A 16,273-nucleotide genomic window follows, 5' to 3' on the forward strand; every position below is an offset into this window, starting at 1 on the left:
TGACGCCCATCCAGTCGCGTCGCCCGGCCGCCTGCCGGGTCCAGGCCGTCGCGCGCGAGGTCCGTGCATGAGCATCGGCCTTGCCATCGTCGTCGTGCTCATCGCGCTCGCCTTCACCTATATCAACGGGTTCCACGACACCGCCAATTCCATCGCCACGGTGGTGGCGACCAAGGTGCTCAGTCCCGGCCAGGCCGTGCTGATGGCGGCCGCCACCAACCTGGTCGGCGCCTTGTGGGGCACCGCCGTGGCCAAGACCATCGCGGCCGGCCTGATCGATACCCATGTGATCGAGGCGGGGCCGCAGTTGCTGATCTGCGCCCTGCTGGCCGCCACCGCGTGGAACCTGATCACCTGGTGGCTGGGATTGCCGTCGAGTTCCAGCCACGCCCTGGTCGGCGCCCTGGTTGGCGCGGCCATCGCCGCCTCGGGCAATGATTTCGCCTCGGTGATCTGGATGCAGGGCGGCGCGCACTGGTGGGAGGGCAAGGGCGTGCTGCCCAAGGTGGTGATGCCGATGGTGGTGTCGCCGCTGATGGGCTTCGTGATCGGCTTCCTGCTGATGGGGGCGATCTATGCCCTGCTGAGTTGGTTCTCCAGCCGCCAGGGCTTCCTGCGCCGGTTTGGCCGCACGCCGTTCGTCAACGCGTTCTTCGGCAAGGCGCAGATCGTCTCGGCCAGCGCCATGGGCCTGGCCCACGGCATGAACGATGCGCAGAAGAGCATGGGCATCATCGCGCTGGCCCTGGCTGGCGCCACCGCGGCGGGCCAGCTCGACCACCTGCCGGCATGGCTGGGTTTCCTGCGCATCCATGGCTCCAGCGAGGGCGGCTTCGACGTGCCGGCGTGGGTGGCCGTGCTGTGCGCGCTGACCATGGCCGGCGGCACCGCCGGCGGCGGTTGGCGCATCATCAAGACGCTGGGCCACAAGATGGTCAAGCTGCATCCGATCAACGGCTTCGCGGCCGAGGGCAGCTCGGCGATGGTGATCCTCACCGCGTCGGCGTTCGGCATCCCGGTCTCCACCACCCACAACGTGTCGGCCTCGATCATGGGCGTGGGCGCGGCCAAGCGCTGGAGCGCCATCCGCTGGTCGGTGGTGGAGCGCATGGTGTGGGCGTGGATCCTGACCCTGCCGATCACCGCCCTGCTGGCCTATGGCTTCGTGCGGCTGGCGGCGTTGTTCTGAGATCGTGAACAGGCTCTGAGCCCCCGCCACGCTGTGGGAGCGCATCCCATGCGCGACAGTCCTGTCGACGACTGGCCACGATCTAGGCTTGCGCCTACAGGGCGTCGCCGCCGGCGGCGACGATGCGCTCCAGCTGATCGCCCAGGGTACCCAGCTCCTCGATCAGGCGCTTGAGCTCGGCCGCATCCAGCAGCTCGTAGGGACGGTTCTCGCACAGGTGCAGGTAGGGCGAGCCGTCCAGGTCGGCCACGGCCAGGAAGCCGTTGCGCTGCTCCCAGTTGAAGCGCAGGCAGCGGCGCGGGTCGGCGCCGGCCAGCGGGCCCACGGGGGTGGAGATGCGCAGGTAGCGTCGGCCCACCTCGTCTTCCAGTTCGGCCAGGTAGATGCCCTGGTGGCGGTCATGCGGCAGGGTGAGGTCGAAGCTGATCAGGTACGGGTCGTTGTGGCGCAGCTGGTGCAGGCTGCCGATATGGGAGCGCACGGCTTCGAAATGATGCATGGCGTGGTCTCCTTGGCAGGCAGATCGAGCCTCGCTACTGTGCCACGACCCGGTGTAAAGAGGCTGTTCAAGATCATGGACCCTGCCATCGATGATGCGCATGCCCGCATCTACGCCGCCATCGCGGCGATCCCGCGCGGGCGTGTCGCCAGCTACGGCGCGATCGCCGCACGGGCGGGCCTGCCGGGCAGGGCGCGGCTGGTCGGGCGCGCCCTCGGCGAGGTGCCGGCAGGGATGGAGCTGCCCTGGTACCGGGTACTGCGTTCCAGCGGCCAGATCGCCTTCCCCCCGGGCAGCCAGGGCTTCCGCGAGCAAAGCCGCCGGCTCAAGGCGGAGGGCGTGGAGGTGCGCAACGGGCGCGTGTCGCTGGCCAGCTTCGGGCTGGACGCGGACATCGATCGCGCCTTGTGGGGCATGCCCGGCGGCTGAGCCCCTCGTTTCTCCGCACATAAAAAAACCGGGGTCCTTGCGGACCCCGGTTCATGGACGGCAAGGCCGCCAGGCTTAGAACGACTGGTTGTACTGGACGTAGAAGTAACGGCCCAGATCCAGCACCGGATCGATCGAGCTCGACGAGTTGAACGAGGCCGCCAGGAATTCGATTGGCGGGTGCTTGTTGAACACGTTGCGGATACCCACCGCCACGTTGGCCTTCCACGGCAGTTCGTAGCGACCCTGCACGTCGTTGAACACGATTGCGCCGATGCGGTCCGCGCCCGGGCCGTAGCCCCAGTTCACGCTGTTGTAGTTGGGCATGTTGCAGTGTTCGGTGGCACTCCAGCACTCGTCCAGCACCGAGCCGTAGTAACGCACGTCCCAGGTGGCGCCCCACTTGCCCAGCTGCCAGTCCAGGCCCGCGTTCGCGCGCCACTTCGGATAGGAGAACTGGCCGGCGTAGTTGATGGCCTGCGCACCGGCCACGCTCTCCTGGGTCCACTCGTCCAGGTAGTTTGCGTCCAGGGTGACCTTGAACTGGCCGAACGAGAACTGCGGCAGGCGGTAACCCACGGCGAAGTTGTAGCCGGAGGTCTGGATCCAGCCCAGGTTCGCGCTGCCTTCGTGCAGGTTCACGACCTGGCCGTTGGCGTCACGCTGGAACTGCGAGCAGAAGTCCTGCACCGAGTACTGGTAGCACTGATCAAGCACGTAGTTGGCACCGATGCCGGTGATGACGTTGGTGATCTTGATCTTGTAGTAGTCCAGGGTGAAGTCCAGGCCTTCCACGTAGTGCGGGCTGTACACCAGGCCCGCCGTGCGGGTGGTGCTGTGCTCGGGCTGCAGGAACTGGTTGCCCGCGCCGGTCACGAACGGCGTGGTGCTCTGGTTGTTCGGGCCCGTGATCGGCTGGCCAGCCGTGTTGACCTGGCGGAAGTTGGCCGGCAGGCCCGCGGCCGCGCAGTTCCTGGCCACGGTCGGGTTCTTGGTGCTGCCGTACACGGCATCGCAGGGATCGGTGTAGTCGTCGAAGGTCTGCGAGCCACCACCGAACAGATCACCCAGGGTCGGGGCGCGGAAGCCCTTGGCGAAGGTGCCGCGCACCAGCAGGTCCTCGAACGGCGACCAGGTGAAGCTGTACTTGTTGTTGGTCGTGCTGCCGAAGTTGCTGTAGTGCGAGTAGCGGCTGGCGATGTCGAACGACAGCGACTTGGCGCCCGGCAGGTCCTTCAGCACCGGGATGTTCAGCTCGATGTAGGCCTCGTTGGTGGTGTACGAGCCCGAGGTCGGGCCGGCGGCGAGGTCGGTGGTATAGCCGGCGCTGGCCATCTCGTCAGGATAGTCATAGCCGCTGGTCTGGCGATGCTCGATACCAGCCGCAAAGCTGAAGGTGCCCGCGCCGCCCGGCATTTCGAACAGGCCGCCGGTGATGTTGGCCGTGAAATCCTTGGAGGTCGACTGCTGACGGGCCTGTTCCAGCGCGGCGATGTAGTTCAGCGCCTGCGAGGTGGAGGCGCTCGGGCCGCCCAGGATGTTGAACGGCACGCACTGGTTCATCGCGATCGGCGCGTCCGGCGTACCGCACTGCACCTGGCCACCGCTGTTGAGGAACGACGGGCCCAGCGCCTTCTGCAGGTTCAGCAGGTTGATGTTGCCGGTGATGGTCTGGTCGATGTCGTACTTGTTGTAGTCGAAGCCGGCATCCCAGTTCCAGGTGTAGCTGCCGACCTGGAACACGCCTTCCAGGCCGCCGTCGAAGTGCAGGGACTTGGCGCTATCGTCGGTGACGCGCGGCATTTCGACGATGCGGCGGGCGAACGACAGATCCTGGCCCGGGATCGGGTTGTAGTAGCTCTCGCCGCTCAGGTAGACCGGGAAGTTCGGCTGGCTGGTGCTGGTCAGCGGATAGCCGGCAACCTGGGTCGACGAATCACGCTCGGCATACATGCCGGTCGCCTTGAACGTGATGTTGTCGGTCAGGTTGTAGCTGCCCTGGGTGAAGACCGACTTCAGCTCCGTGGGCAACTGCAGCATCATCTGCTGGGTGGGGTTGTAGTAGTCGTCCTGCGTCACACCTTGGTGGTAGTTGGCGAGGTCGCGCGAGTCAGCGCCTACACCCTGGCCATTCCAGCTGCCGGTATGGTTGAGGACGTAGGTTTTGCCGTCATAGCTGAAGCGACCCCACGGACCCGTGCCGCTGAGGCCGTAGATGCCATAGTCCGGGCCGTAAGTGGTAGCAGTCAGGTCGCGCGACTTGGCCCACACCGGATCGGTCTTGTTGTACGTGGCGGCGAACACGATCGAGGACTTCTCGCCGGTGCTGCCGACGGTGAACGAATAGGCCTGCTGGCGGCCGTCGCCACCCTGGTTCTGGCCGATCGAGCCGCTGACCGCGGCACCGTCGAAGTGGTCCTTCAGGATGATGTTGACCACGCCGGCGACGGCGTCCGAACCGTAGATGGACGAGGCGCCGTCCTTCAGGATGTCGATATGGTCGATCAGCGCGGCCGGGATGGTGGACACGTCGGTGAAGCCGTTGAGGCTGGTCATCCAACGCTTGCCGTTCACCAGCACCAGCGTGCGGTTCTCGCCGAGGTTGTACAGGTTGACGTACTGGCCGCCTTCCTCGGTGTTGGCCAGCAGCACCGCAGACTTGCTGAAGGTGGGCTCGCCGGCGATGGTCAGGTTCTGCAGGATGTCGCCGACGTTGGTCAGGCCGGTCTTCTGGATGTCGGCCTGGCTGATGCTGATGACGGGCTGGGCCGTCTCGACGTCAACGCTGCGGATGCGCGAACCGGTCACCGTGACGGTTTCGAGCTTCTTGGCGTTATCGGGACTGGACTGGTTGCCCGAGGTATCCTGTGCGAACACAGTACCGGCAGCGGCGAACGTGCCGACGGCCAATCCGACTCGGATGGCTACGGCCAACTTGCTATTTCCAAATGGCTTCACGTGTGAACTCCCCTACATCGTGGTTAACAACGAATGGCAGGCTGCGGTGGCATTACCTGGGATACAGGCAAGGCTCCGCCTGCGAGCCTGTCTAATGACGAGCCCGGCACCTGTTGATTCGGCAAGAAGTTGCGATCCTCCCCTGCCTCCCTTCTTGGACCTTAAGTAGATCGATAACAAATTGTCAACAAATCATCGCTACTTTCGTCACGTATGAAACTATTTCCATCAAATACAGCGCGTTAGCATGGTTGTGAAGGCTGTGACACAGTCGTTTAGACGGGATTTTCACATTGTGATGACATGGCAGCCATTTAGGGGTGATGAGAAAATCGCAAGAAAATGCGATTCCGTTCATTTTGAATATCGCCACGGCGATTCAAGGCAATAGCGATCACCCATGCTTCCTTCTGTACTGGACATTCTTCAAAGCGTTTTCGGCTACACCCAGTTCCGCGGCCAGCAACAGGCCATCGTGGAACACCTGGTCGAAGGGGGCGATGCGCTGGTGCTGATGCCCACGGGCGGCGGCAAGTCGCTCTGCTACCAGATACCGGCGCTGGCGCGGCAAGGCACCGGCATCGTGGTGTCGCCACTGATCGCCTTGATGCAGGACCAGGTGGATGCCTTGCGCGAGGCTGGTGTCGCGGCGGCCTACCTCAACTCCAGCCTGGATGCCGAAGAACAGCGCGAGGTGGAGCGTCGCCTGCTGGCGGGCGAGTTGAACCTGCTGTACGTGGCGCCCGAGCGGCTGCTGACGCCGCGCTTCCTTGGTCTGCTCGAACGGACGGAGGTGGCCCTGTTCGCCATCGACGAGGCGCATTGCGTGTCGCAATGGGGACACGATTTCCGGCCGGAGTACCGCGAACTGGCCGTGTTGCACCAGCGCTATCCGGAGGTGCCGCGCATTGCGCTCACCGCGACGGCGGACGAGCGTACGCGCGAGGAAATCGTCGAACGCCTTGCACTGCAGCAAGCGCGCCAGTTCGTCTCCAGCTTCGACCGTCCCAACATCCGCTACCGGGTGGGGTTGCGCCATAATGCGCGCCGCCAGCTGACGGATTTCCTGGCGCAGCGGCGCGGGGATACCGGCATCGTCTATGCGTTGAGCCGCCGCAAGGTAGACGAGACGGCTGCCTGGCTGGCCGAGGCCGGCATCGATGCGTTGCCCTATCACGCGGGCCTGGACGCGGCCACGCGCCATGCGAACCAGCGGCGCTTCCTGCGGGAGGACGGCCTGGTGATGGTGGCCACGGTGGCCTTCGGCATGGGCATCGACAAGCCCGACGTGCGTTTCGTGGCGCACCTGGACCTGCCGCGCAGCATGGAAGGCTACTACCAGGAAACCGGCCGCGCCGGGCGCGATGGCCTGCCGGCCGATGCATGGATGATCTATGGCCTGTCCGACGTGGTGACGATGAGCCAGATGATCGCCCAGTCCGAATCGGCCGACGCGCGCAAGCGCATCGAACGCCAGAAGCTGGAGGCGCTGCTGGCCTATGCGGAGACCACGCAGTGCCGCCGTGGGCTGTTGCTGGCGGCTTTCGGCGAGGTGTTCGAGGGGCCGTGCGGACGCTGCGACAACTGCATCGAACCGCCAAGGACCTGGGACGCCACCGTGCCCGCGCAGAAGGCCTTGTCCGCCGTCTATCGCAGCGGGCAGCGCTATGGCTCGGGGCACGTCATCGACATCCTGCGCGGCGAGCGCGGCGGGCGCGTCGACGAGCTTGGCCACGATCGTCTTTCCACCTTCGGCATCGGCGCCGACATGGACGAGAAGCAGTGGCGTTCGGTATTCCGCCAATTGCTGGCGATGGGCCTGCTGGAGGCCGATGCGGAAGGCTACGGCACGCTGCGGCTGACCAAGGCCAGCCGCGACGTGCTGGTAGGCAATCGCGAAGTCCGCTTGCGCGAAGACGCCCAACCTGTCCGCGCTGTGCGCAAGCGCCGCGACAGCCTGCTGGTGACCGGCGGCAGCCTGGGCGTGGAGGCCTACGAGCAGCCGCTATGGGAGGCCCTGCGCAAGCTGCGCACGCAACTGGCGAAGCAGCACGGCGTGCCACCCTACGTGATCTTTCATGACGCGACCCTGCTGGCGATGCTGCGCGCATTGCCCTCGAACGAGGAAGAACTGGCGGCCATCAGTGGCGTGGGTGCGGCCAAGCTCGAGCGCTACGGGCGCGACTTCCTGGCGGTGATCAACGCGCAGGAGTGACGCTGACCCCTCCATGGAGAGGAGGAAGGGGCTATCCCGCCAAACGCCAGCGCGTGCCTTCACCCGATACCCGGGAATGCGCCAGCGCCTGCTCGGGAACGAAGCGCCACAGTGCCAGTTCGCCCGGCAGGCGCGCCTCGGGGCAGGCCATGCGGGTGGCGACCAGGGCCGCCTCGGCGGTCTCGTGGCGGCCGATCTCGCGTGCCTCGCACAGCGTGCGCCATTGGCGGCCATGGCGGATGATGCGGAAAAGCCCGTTCTTCGACGGGTAGACGTATTGCGCCAACATGGGACATCGAAGGTCGATGGGGGATGCTGCGCAGCCTGCCAGCCTTGCGTGACTGGCTGGTTATTCCCATGCGACGGTTCCATGGCGCGAAGGCGGCGGGACGGTGGCGGCCGTCATCTACATCAGCATGGCGTGAAGGGCGCGCCATGAAAAACGGCCCGCATCGCTGCGGGCCGTTTCCTCGCCTGAATCCGTGGACGGTTACTTGCGTTGCGCCGCGGTGGCGTCGCGGGCGGCGCGGAATTCCGAGTCCTTGCTCCAGTTGGGCCAGGTATCGGAATTGGCCAGGTCGCTGCCCAGCTTGTAGAGGATCTGCAGGTCGCGGGCCATGCCGGTGAACGTCCAACTGGCCTGCCATTCGTCCGATGGCTGGTGGTAATGCCTGGCCACGTAGTCGTCCTCGGCGGCCTTGCCGGCGGCGAGGCCGCCGTCCACCCAGTCGTTGCCCGAGCCGAACGAGATCGCCGGCACGCCGCGCTTGGCGAACGAGAAGTGATCGGAGCGGAAGAAATGGCCCGCTTCCGGCTTCGGGTCCGGCGAGTAGACCAGGTTCCACTGCTTGGCGGTATCAGTCAGCTCGTCCAGCAGGTCGAGCTTGGCGCTGCCGGAGATGGTGAAATTGCGCGCCGGGCCGTGCGGGTCGAGCGCGTCCATGTTGATGTCGGCCACCGTGGTGGCCAGCGGGTAGAGCGGCTTGGAGGCGTAGTACTCCGAGCCCAGCAGGCCCTTTTCCTCGGCGGTGACGTTGAGGAACACCACCGAGCGCTCCGGCCTGGGCTGGCTGGCGAAGGCGCGGGCCAGTTCGATCAGGGCGGCAGTGCCGGTGGCGTTGTCCACGGCGCCGTTGTAGATGCGGTCGCCCTTGGCGTCGGGCGCGCCGACGCCAAGGTGGTCCCAGTGCGCGCTGTAGATGACGGTTTCGTCGGGGCGCTTGCTGCCCTCGATGCGACCCACGATGTTGTGCGAGGTGATGACCTTGGAGTCGATCCTGTAGTTGGCCGAGAAGCTCTCGCCCTTCAGCTCCACCGGCTTGAAGTCGCGCGTCTGGGCCTGTTTCTTCAGCGCCTCGAAATCCAGGCCGGCGGCCTTGAACAGGTCCACCGCCACATCGCGCTGGATCCACGCCTCGACCGGCGTATGCACGCTGGAGGGATGGTCGCGCACCACGTCGAACTGGGTGTTGGTGTTGGAATTGGCCACGGTGGCCCAGCCATAGGAGGCCGGCGCGGTCTCGTGCACGATAAGCATGCCGGCGGCGCCCTGGCGGGCGGCTTCCTCGTACTTGTAGGTCCAGCGGCCGTAGTAGGTCATGGCCTTGCCGCCGAAGTCGCCGACGCCGGTCTCGAAGTCGGGGTCGTTGATCAGCACCACGGCGATCTTGCCGTGCAGGTCCACACCCTTGAAGTCGTCCCAGTGGCGCTCCGGCGCCTTCACGCCGTAGCCCACGAACACCAGCGGCGCCTTGTCGATCGAGACCGCCTTGGAGCCGTCCAGCGCGGCGCGCACGGCGATTTCCTTGCCCTGGGTGAGCTTTTCGGTCTTGCCGTTGACCGTGAACGACAGCGAGGGCGTGCCGGCGATGTCGGACTGCAGCAGCGGCACCGCCTGCGTCCATTCGCGCTGGCCGTTCTTCAGGTCGCCGCCCGGCTGCACGCCGGCGGCCTTGAATTGCGCGACCACGTAGTCGATGGTCTTGGCCTCGGCGGGCGTGGCCGGGCCGCGGCCCTCGAAGGCGTCGGAGGAAAGTGCCTTGTCCTCCTCGGACAGGCGATGCGGATCGATGGTCGGGGTGGTCGGAGCGGCCGCGGCGAACAGGGCCGTCGTTACGGACAGGGCGAGCAGGGACAGGGCCAATCGCTTCATGGGGCGGTACCTGGCGTGGAAACGGACCTCGATAGTAGAGAGCGCCGCCGCCATGGGTCCATAGCCGCCGGTCGGCCTGGGCCTCCCGGGGATGCGGGAAAACCCCTTGAAAACAGGTCCGGAACGCGCCGGATAGTGACTTTCTTCACCCCTGTCAGCCCGAGGCGGCAAAAAAACTGCATTTTTTCCGTTCTGCAGCTTGGCGCGATGGGCTGGCATGCCATACATTCCGCATGCCGAGAGGCATTCCAAACACCATCACTTTTGATGACCACGGGGAAATGTATGGCGAAGGCGCAGAAAGCAGCAGCGAAGAAGAAGGCCGCTCCGAAGGCGGCTCCGAAGACCGCCGCCAAGGCAGTCGTTCACAAGCCGATCAAGGAAGCATTGAGCAAGTCGGGCCTGGTCGCCCACATCGCTGAAACCAGCGGCGTGATTGCCAAGGACGTGCGCGCGGTGCTGGCGTCGCTCGAAGCGGCCGTGGCCAGCTCGGTGCACAAGAAGGGCGCCGGCCACTTCACCCTGCCGGGTCTGCTGAAGATCACCGCCGTCAACGTGCCGGCCAAGCCCAAGCGCAAGGGCATCAACCCCTTCACCAAGGAAGAGCAGTGGTTCGCCGCCAAGCCGGCCACGGTGAAGATCAAGGTTCGCCCGCTGAAGAAGCTGAAGGACGCCGCGCTCTGAGCGTAGCCATTCGATAACATCGGACGCCAGGTGCGGCCTTTGCGTCGCACCTGGTGGCATGGCCGGCCCGCCGCGACGGCGGGGCCTCCGGGAAGGGCGGACTCTCTATCCACCGGGGCGCCGCCGCACCGCTCAGCGGCGATCGCTGCCGATTACCCGGCCCGTCTCCGGATCCACCTGCAACCTGATGCTCTGGCCCGCGGGACTGTCCGCCTTGGCCGTCCATACGCCGTCGCTGAAATCCACGTCGTGCACATGCGTGTAGCCTTCGGTGGAGAGCGCCGCGCGCACCTCGCTTTCGCTCAGCCGGGAGACCTGGGTGTCCGGGAAGGCCTGCCCGGTCCTGGGGTCGACGCGGACTTTCACGCGCTTGCCGTTCGCGCTGCGGGCCTTGGCTTTCCATACCCCATCGCTGAATTCGAGACCGTGCACCTCGGTGTAGCCCTGCTGCTCGAGCGAAGTCTGCACTTGGTGCTGTGTCAGCGCCTCCTGCGCCATGGCGGCGCCGCAAACGCCCAATGCCGCCGCGATGGTCAATGAAGCGAGCTTCTTCATGGATGCCTCTTTGCTGGAGGGGAGGCACGAGTTTTGGCATGCGCCGAAACAACATGCGGTGAATGCGCGGAAAGCCATGGCCAATCCACCGTCAAGGCGGGTAGTGGATGGCCGTGCCGCACGCGTTTGATATGGCGCAGGGCCATTCGTGACGTAAGCGTCACGATGAGACAGGTATTTTTTTCCGACAGGAACCGCGCGGTGCCGCGCACTCGCCGCACAGGGGTTGAGCCGTGCCAAGCACAGCAAGGAAACAAACCAGTGGCGACGAGGCGAGGGGCGGGGCAGAGTCCTCGGACGGACGACTGGCCTGGCCCGGCTGGCTGCTGGGGGCGGCCCTGCTGGCCGGTTGCGCGAGCATGGCGCCGCCGCACCAGACGCCGCCCATGGCCGTGCCCAACGCATGGCCGGGCGATGTGCAGCCCGGTGCGCCCGAGGGCGCGCCGCGCGCGGTCCAACTGGATTGGCGTGGTTATTTCGTCGATCCCAGGCTGCAGCAACTGATCGCCACGGCGCTGGACAACAACCGCGACCTGCGCGTGGCCATGCTGCGCGTGGACGAGGCGCGCGCGGCCTATCGCATCCAGCGCTCCGAGCAGTTCCCCGCCATCGGCCTGGGGGCGCAGGGCACCCGGGCGCGCGTGCCGGGCGACCTCAATGTGACCGGCCAACCGGTGATCAGCACCGATTACGAATTCTACGTGGGCCTGAGCAGCTGGGAGCTGGACCTGTGGGGACGCGTGCGCAGCCTCAAGGAGGCGGCATTGCAACAATACCTCGCCACCGACTCGGCGCAACGCGCGGTACAGCTGACCCTTGTCGCGCAAGTGGCCAACAGCTACCTGGCGCTGCGCGAGCTGGACGAACGCCTGGCGCTGACCCGGCAGACCATAGCGACGCGGCAGGAGTCCTACCGCATCTTCAGCCGGCGGCATGAGGTCGGCTCGGCCTCCAAGCTGGAACTGACCGACGTGCAGACCCTGCTGACCCAGGCCCAGGCCTTGGGCGCGCAGCTGGAGCAGGAACGCGCCACTCAGGCACATGCCCTGGCGCAGCTGGTCGGCGCACCGGTGGACCTGGCGCCTGACGACACGCGTTTCGACGACGACAGCGTATTCGCGCCGTTGCAGGTGGGGTTGCCTTCCGACCTGCTGGCCGACCGTCCGGACATCCAGGCGGCCGAATACCGCCTGAAGGCGGCCAATGCCAATATCGGCGCTGCCCGTGCGGACTTTTTCCCCCGCATCGCGCTCACCGGCAGCTTCGGCACCGCCAGCGCGCAGCTCGATGGCCTGTTCCAGGCAGGCAGCCGCAGCTGGGCGTTCGTGCCCAGCGTGACCCTGCCGGTGTTCGATGCCGGGCGCCGCCAGGCCGGCCTGGCATTGTCCGAGGTGCGCCGCGACATCGCGGTCGCCGACTACGACAACACCGTGCAGAACGCCTTCCGCGAGGTGGCCGATGCCCTCTCGGCCCGGCAGTGGCTGGTCGAGCAGGTGCGCATCCAGCGCGAGACGGTGGCGGCGCAGACCGAGCGCGCGCGCCTGGCCAAGCTGCGCTACGACAGCGGTGCCATACCTTACCTGGAAGTGCTCGATGCCCAGCGCGCCCTGCTGTCGGCCGAGCAGGAGCTGGTGCGCGCGCGGCGCGCCCTGCTGTCCAGCGAGGTCAGCCTGTATGCCGCCCTGGGGGGCGGCGTCTCCACGCCCGCCGAAGCGGGCGTGCCCCATCAAGGTCCCTGAGGCGAAACCAGACCCATGGCTATCTCTCCCGTGCTCAAGAAAAGACTGCTGCTGGTGGCCGGCCTGGTGGTGATCGTGCTGCTGGGCACGTTCGCCTGGCAGAAGTGGGGCCAATCCGGGCCTGGCGAGGGCTTCATCAGTGGCAACGGGCGCATCGAGGCCACCGAGATAGACGTGGCGGCCAAGATGCCGGGACGTGTCCAGGACATCCTGGTGCGCGAGGGTGATTTCGTCAGCGCCGGCCAGACCCTGGCCCGGATGCAGGTCGACGTGCTACAGGCGCAGCGGGCCGAGGCGGTGGCCGGCGAGCAGCAGGCGCGGCACCAGGTGGCCGCGGGCGAGGCGCAGGTGGCATTGCGCCAGAGCGACGTGGCGGCCGCCCAGGCCCAGGTCACGCAGCACGAGAGCGAACTGGCCAATGCGCAGCGCCGGCTCGCGCGCTCGCAGACGCTGGCGAAGGAGGGTGCCTCCTCCGAGCAGGAACTGGATGATGATCGCGCCCGGGTCAGCGGCATGCAGGCCACCGTGGCGGCCGCCAAGGCCAGGCTTGCCTCGGCGAACGCCGCGGTGGAGGCGACCAAGGCCCAACTGGTGGGCTTGCGTTCGTCGGTGGAGGCAGCGCGGGCGACCATCGCGCGCGTCGACGCGGACATCGCCGACAGCGACCTCAAGTCGCCGCGCGACGGCCGTGTGCAGTACCGCGTGTCGCAGCCGGGCGAGGTGCTGGGCGCCGGCGGCAAGGTGCTCAACCTGCTGGACCTGTCCGACGTCTACATGACCTTCTTCCTGCCCGAGACGGTGGCCGGCAAAGTGGCCATGGGCAGCGAGGTGCACATCGTGCTGGACGCCATCCCGCAATGGGTGATCCCGGCCAAGGTCTCGTTCGTGGCGAGCGCCGCGCAGTTCACTCCCAAGACGGTGGAAACGGCGAGCGAGCGGCAGAAGCTGATGTTCCGCGTTCGCGCGCAGATCCCGCCGGCGCTGCTGCGCAAGCACCTGGAGCAGGTGAAGACCGGTGTGCCGGGCGTGGCCTGGGTGAAGCTCGATCCGGACAAGGATTGGCCCCCGCAGCTTGCCGTCAAGCTGCCGGAGTAGCCGATGGCCGGCGCAGCCGCGATGCCAGCCGCGTCGACGGGGTACGTGGGAACCCTGCGCGCGGTCCGCTTGCGTTACGGCAAGACCGTGGCGCTCAAGGGCGTGGACCTGGACGTGCCGGCCGGGTGCATGGTGGGGCTGATCGGGCCGGACGGCGTGGGCAAGTCCAGCCTGATGTCGCTGATCGCCGGCGCGCGCGCCGTGCAGGAGGGGCAGGTGGACGTGCTCGGCGGCGACATGACCAGCAAGCACCATCGCGACCGGGTGTGCCCGCTCATCGCCTACATGCCGCAAGGCCTGGGCAAGAACCTGTATCCCACGCTGTCGGTGGAGGAGAACCTGCAGTTCTTCGCGCGGCTGTTCGGCCATGGTGCCGCAGAACGCCGTCGCCGCATCGACGACCTGACCCGCAGCACCGGGCTGAACGACTTCCTGGACCGGCCGGCGGGCAAGCTCTCCGGCGGCATGAAGCAGAAGCTGGGCCTGTGCTGCGCGCTCATCCACGACCCGGATCTCTTGATCCTGGACGAGCCTACCACCGGCGTGGACCCGCTGGCGCGTGCGCAGTTCTGGGACCTGATCACGCGCATCCGGCGCACCCGGCCCGGCATGAGCGTGATGGTGGCCACCGCCTACATGGACGAGGCGCAGCGCTTCGACTGGCTGGTGGCGATGGACGATGGCCGCGTGCTGGCCACCGGCACGCCCGCCGAGTTGCTCGAGCGCACTGGCAGCGCATCGCTGGAAACCGCCTTCATCGCGTTGTTGCCGGAGGAGAAGAAACGCGGCTACGCGCCGGTGGTGATCCCGCCGCTGGTGACGGACGACCACGACATCGCCATCGAGGCCAGGGATCTCACCATGCGCTTCGGCGATTTCGTGGCGGTGGACCACGTGAACTTCCGCATCCGGCGCGGCGAGATCTTCGGCTTCCTTGGCTCCAACGGTTGCGGCAAGACCACCACCATGAAAATGCTGACCGGCCTGCTGCCGGCCAGCGATGGCCAGGCCTGGCTGTTCGGCAAGCCGGTCAATTCCAGCGACCTCGACACGCGCCGTCGCGTGGGCTACATGTCGCAGGCGTTTTCCCTCTATGGGGAACTGACCGTGCGGCAGAACCTGGTGCTGCATGCGCGCCTGTTCCACGTGCCCGAGGCGGACGTGCCCCCTCGGGTGGAGGAAATGGTGGAGCGTTTCAACCTGGGCGAGGTGCTGGACAGCCTGCCCGACAGCATCCCGCTCGGCATCCGCCAGCGCCTGTCGCTGGCGGTGGCGATGGTGCACAAGCCGGAGCTGCTGATCCTGGACGAGCCCACCTCCGGCGTGGACCCGGTGGCGCGCGACAACTTCTGGCGATTGCTGGTGGAGCTGTCGCGGCGCGACCACGTCACCATCTTCATGTCCACGCACTTCATGAACGAGGCCGAGCGCTGCGACCGCATGTCGATGATGCATGCCGGCAAGGTGCTGGACAGCGACGTACCCGCCGCGCTGGTGGCCAAGCGCGGCGCCGCCACGCTGGAAGAGGCCTTCATCGGCTACCTGGTCGATGCGGGCGGCGGCAGCCCCACCACGGACGAGGTTGCCCCGTCCGCGGCGGCGGAGCCGGACCACGCCATGCACCCGCCACGCCGCTTCAGTCTGCAGCGCATGTTCAGCTACCTGTGGCGCGAATCGCTGGAATTGCGCCGCGATCCGGTGCGCGCCACGCTGGCGCTGGCCGGCTCGGTGATCCTGATGTTCGTGATCGGCTACGGCATGAACATGGACGTGGAAAACCTGCGCTACGGCGTGCTGGACCGCGACCAGACCGGTTTGAGCCACAACTATGCGCTGAACCTTTCCGGCTCGCGCTATTTCATCGAGCGGCCACCCATCGCCGACTACGCCGACCTCGATCGCCGCATGCGCACCGGCGAGCTGTCGCTGGCCATCGAGATCCCGCCGGGGTTCGCGCGGGACGTCGCGCGCGGCAAGGGCGCGGACATCGCCGCCTGGATCGACGGCGCCATGCCGGCCCGCGCCGAGACGGTACGCGGCTACGTCTTGGGGATGCACCAGCAATGGCTGGCGGTGCAGGCGCGCGAGCGGCTGGGCCTGTCGGCCGTGGCCCCGGTCGATATCGAGACGCGCTTCCGCTACAACCCCGACGTGAGAAGCCTGCCGGCGATGGTGCCCGCGGTGATCCCGATGCTGCTGCTGATGTTGCCGGCGATGCTCACCGCGCTGGCGGTGGTGCGCGAGAAGGAAATGGGCTCCATCGTGAACCTCTACGTCACGCCGGTCACGCGCATCGAGTTCCTGCTGGGCAAGCAATTGCCCTATGTGGTGCTGGCGATGGTCAATTTCCTGACCATGAGCCTGCTGGCGGTGACCGTGTTCGGCGTGCCGGTCACCGGCAACTACTTCGCGCTGCTGCTGGCCACGCTGGTGTTCTGCATGATCTCCACGGGCATGGGCCTGTTGTGCTCGGCGGTGACGCGCAGCCAGATCGCCGCGATGTTCTTCGCCATGATCGGCACCATGATCCCCGCCATGCAGTTCTCGGGCCTGACCGATCCGGTGTCCGCGCTGGAAGGCTTCGGCCGGTTCATGGGCCGGATCTATCCGGCCACCTACATGTTCACCATCAGCCGCGGCGTATTCAGCAAGGCGCTGGGGCTGGGCGACCTGCGCGATGCGTTCTGGCCATTGCTGCTGGCGATGCCGGTGATCATGGGCGTGGCGGTGGCGCTGCTACGCAAGCAGGAGCGCTGAC

12 protein-coding genes are annotated in these 16,273 nt (G+C 66.7%); 7 read left to right on the plus strand and 5 right to left on the minus strand.

Translation table 11 applies throughout. The features are described from left to right. Positions 1 to 67: 67 nt before the first annotated feature. The gene (locus MJ605_RS02260) at positions 68 to 1,189 is read left to right on the plus strand and encodes an inorganic phosphate transporter (RefSeq protein WP_243039232.1); all 1,122 of its coding nucleotides are present in this window, start codon (positions 68 to 70) and stop codon (positions 1,187 to 1,189) included. A 94-nt stretch (positions 1,190 to 1,283) separates the two neighbouring features. Here the strand turns inward: MJ605_RS02260 and MJ605_RS02265 are convergent, their stop codons facing one another. Beyond that, the gene (locus tag MJ605_RS02265; RefSeq protein WP_243039233.1) at positions 1,284 to 1,688 is read right to left on the minus strand and encodes a type III secretion system chaperone family protein; all 405 of its coding nucleotides are present in this window, start codon (positions 1,686 to 1,688) and stop codon (positions 1,284 to 1,286) included. A gap of 87 nt (positions 1,689 to 1,775) precedes the next feature. On the opposite strand from MJ605_RS02265, the gene MJ605_RS02270 reads away from it, so the two are divergent. Beyond that, positions 1,776 to 2,117, plus strand: coding sequence for an MGMT family protein (locus tag MJ605_RS02270; RefSeq protein ID WP_425600974.1), 342 nt, complete (start codon positions 1,776 to 1,778; stop codon positions 2,115 to 2,117). 75 nt (positions 2,118 to 2,192) lie between these two features. On the opposite strand, the gene MJ605_RS02275 is transcribed toward MJ605_RS02270, so the two are convergent. Then, complete coding sequence (locus MJ605_RS02275) at positions 2,193 to 5,075, minus strand: TonB-dependent receptor plug domain-containing protein (protein ID WP_425600956.1); 2,883 nt, start codon at positions 5,073 to 5,075, stop codon at positions 2,193 to 2,195. A 400-nt stretch (positions 5,076 to 5,475) separates the two neighbouring features. Between MJ605_RS02275 and recQ the strand changes: the two genes are divergently transcribed. Further along, positions 5,476 to 7,290 carry a DNA helicase RecQ gene (gene recQ, locus MJ605_RS02280; RefSeq protein WP_243039236.1) on the plus strand — a complete coding sequence of 605 codons (1,815 nt, stop codon included), beginning with the start codon at positions 5,476 to 5,478 and terminating at the stop codon, positions 7,288 to 7,290. Positions 7,291 to 7,321: 31 nt separating this feature from the next. Here the strand turns inward: recQ and MJ605_RS02285 are convergent, their stop codons facing one another. Together MJ605_RS02285 and MJ605_RS02290 are read right to left on the minus strand one after the other, a co-directional pair. After that, positions 7,322 to 7,579, minus strand: coding sequence for a hypothetical protein (locus MJ605_RS02285; protein WP_243039237.1), 258 nt, complete (start codon positions 7,577 to 7,579; stop codon positions 7,322 to 7,324). A gap of 201 nt (positions 7,580 to 7,780) precedes the next feature. Then, on the minus strand, positions 7,781 to 9,442 hold the full coding sequence (locus MJ605_RS02290) for a M28 family metallopeptidase (protein WP_243039238.1): 1,662 nt from the start codon (positions 9,440 to 9,442) through the stop codon (positions 7,781 to 7,783). Between the two features lie 285 nt (positions 9,443 to 9,727). Between MJ605_RS02290 and MJ605_RS02295 the strand changes: the two genes are divergently transcribed. After that, positions 9,728 to 10,126, plus strand: coding sequence for an HU family DNA-binding protein (locus tag MJ605_RS02295; protein ID WP_243040004.1), 399 nt, complete (start codon positions 9,728 to 9,730; stop codon positions 10,124 to 10,126). A gap of 132 nt (positions 10,127 to 10,258) precedes the next feature. Here MJ605_RS02295 and MJ605_RS02300 read toward each other — a convergent pair whose 3' ends face one another. Beyond that, a complete protein-coding gene (locus tag MJ605_RS02300; RefSeq protein ID WP_243039239.1) occupies positions 10,259 to 10,681 on the minus strand; it encodes a PepSY domain-containing protein in 423 nt (140 codons plus the stop codon). Positions 10,682 to 10,914: 233 nt separating this feature from the next. On the opposite strand from MJ605_RS02300, the gene MJ605_RS02305 reads away from it, so the two are divergent. From MJ605_RS02305 to rbbA, 3 genes are read left to right on the plus strand one after another with little or no spacing between them, the layout of a single operon-like run. Beyond that, positions 10,915 to 12,420 carry an efflux transporter outer membrane subunit gene (locus MJ605_RS02305; RefSeq protein WP_243039240.1) on the plus strand — a complete coding sequence of 502 codons (1,506 nt, stop codon included), beginning with the start codon at positions 10,915 to 10,917 and terminating at the stop codon, positions 12,418 to 12,420. Between the two features lie 15 nt (positions 12,421 to 12,435). Continuing rightward, positions 12,436 to 13,515 carry an HlyD family secretion protein gene (locus MJ605_RS02310; RefSeq protein ID WP_243039241.1) on the plus strand — a complete coding sequence of 360 codons (1,080 nt, stop codon included), beginning with the start codon at positions 12,436 to 12,438 and terminating at the stop codon, positions 13,513 to 13,515. Between the two features lie 3 nt (positions 13,516 to 13,518). Next, positions 13,519 to 16,272, plus strand: coding sequence for a ribosome-associated ATPase/putative transporter RbbA (gene rbbA, locus MJ605_RS02315; RefSeq protein ID WP_345779511.1), 2,754 nt, complete (start codon positions 13,519 to 13,521; stop codon positions 16,270 to 16,272). The last annotated feature ends 1 nt before the right edge of the window (position 16,273 follow it).

The organism is Dyella sedimenti, assembly GCF_022760995.1.
Taxonomy (GTDB): Bacteria; Pseudomonadota; Gammaproteobacteria; order Xanthomonadales; family Rhodanobacteraceae; genus Dyella; species Dyella sedimenti.

Excerpts from the sequence above, each read along its gene's own strand:
- MJ605_RS02260 (WP_243039232.1), top strand. The coding sequence starts at position 68 with ATGAGCATCGGCCTTGCCATCGTCGTCGTGCTCATCGCGCTCGCCTTC.
- MJ605_RS02265 (WP_243039233.1), bottom strand. The coding sequence starts at position 1,688 with ATGCATCATTTCGAAGCCGTGCGCTCCCATATCGGCAGCCTGCACCAG.
- recQ (WP_243039236.1), top strand. The coding sequence starts at position 5,476 with ATGCTTCCTTCTGTACTGGACATTCTTCAAAGCGTTTTCGGCTACACC.
- MJ605_RS02285 (WP_243039237.1), bottom strand. The coding sequence starts at position 7,579 with ATGTTGGCGCAATACGTCTACCCGTCGAAGAACGGGCTTTTCCGCATC.
- MJ605_RS02290 (WP_243039238.1), bottom strand. The coding sequence starts at position 9,442 with ATGAAGCGATTGGCCCTGTCCCTGCTCGCCCTGTCCGTAACGACGGCC.
- MJ605_RS02295 (WP_243040004.1), top strand. The coding sequence starts at position 9,728 with ATGGCGAAGGCGCAGAAAGCAGCAGCGAAGAAGAAGGCCGCTCCGAAG.
- MJ605_RS02300 (WP_243039239.1), bottom strand. The coding sequence starts at position 10,681 with ATGAAGAAGCTCGCTTCATTGACCATCGCGGCGGCATTGGGCGTTTGC.
- MJ605_RS02310 (WP_243039241.1), top strand. The coding sequence starts at position 12,436 with ATGGCTATCTCTCCCGTGCTCAAGAAAAGACTGCTGCTGGTGGCCGGC.
- rbbA (WP_345779511.1), top strand. The coding sequence starts at position 13,519 with ATGGCCGGCGCAGCCGCGATGCCAGCCGCGTCGACGGGGTACGTGGGA.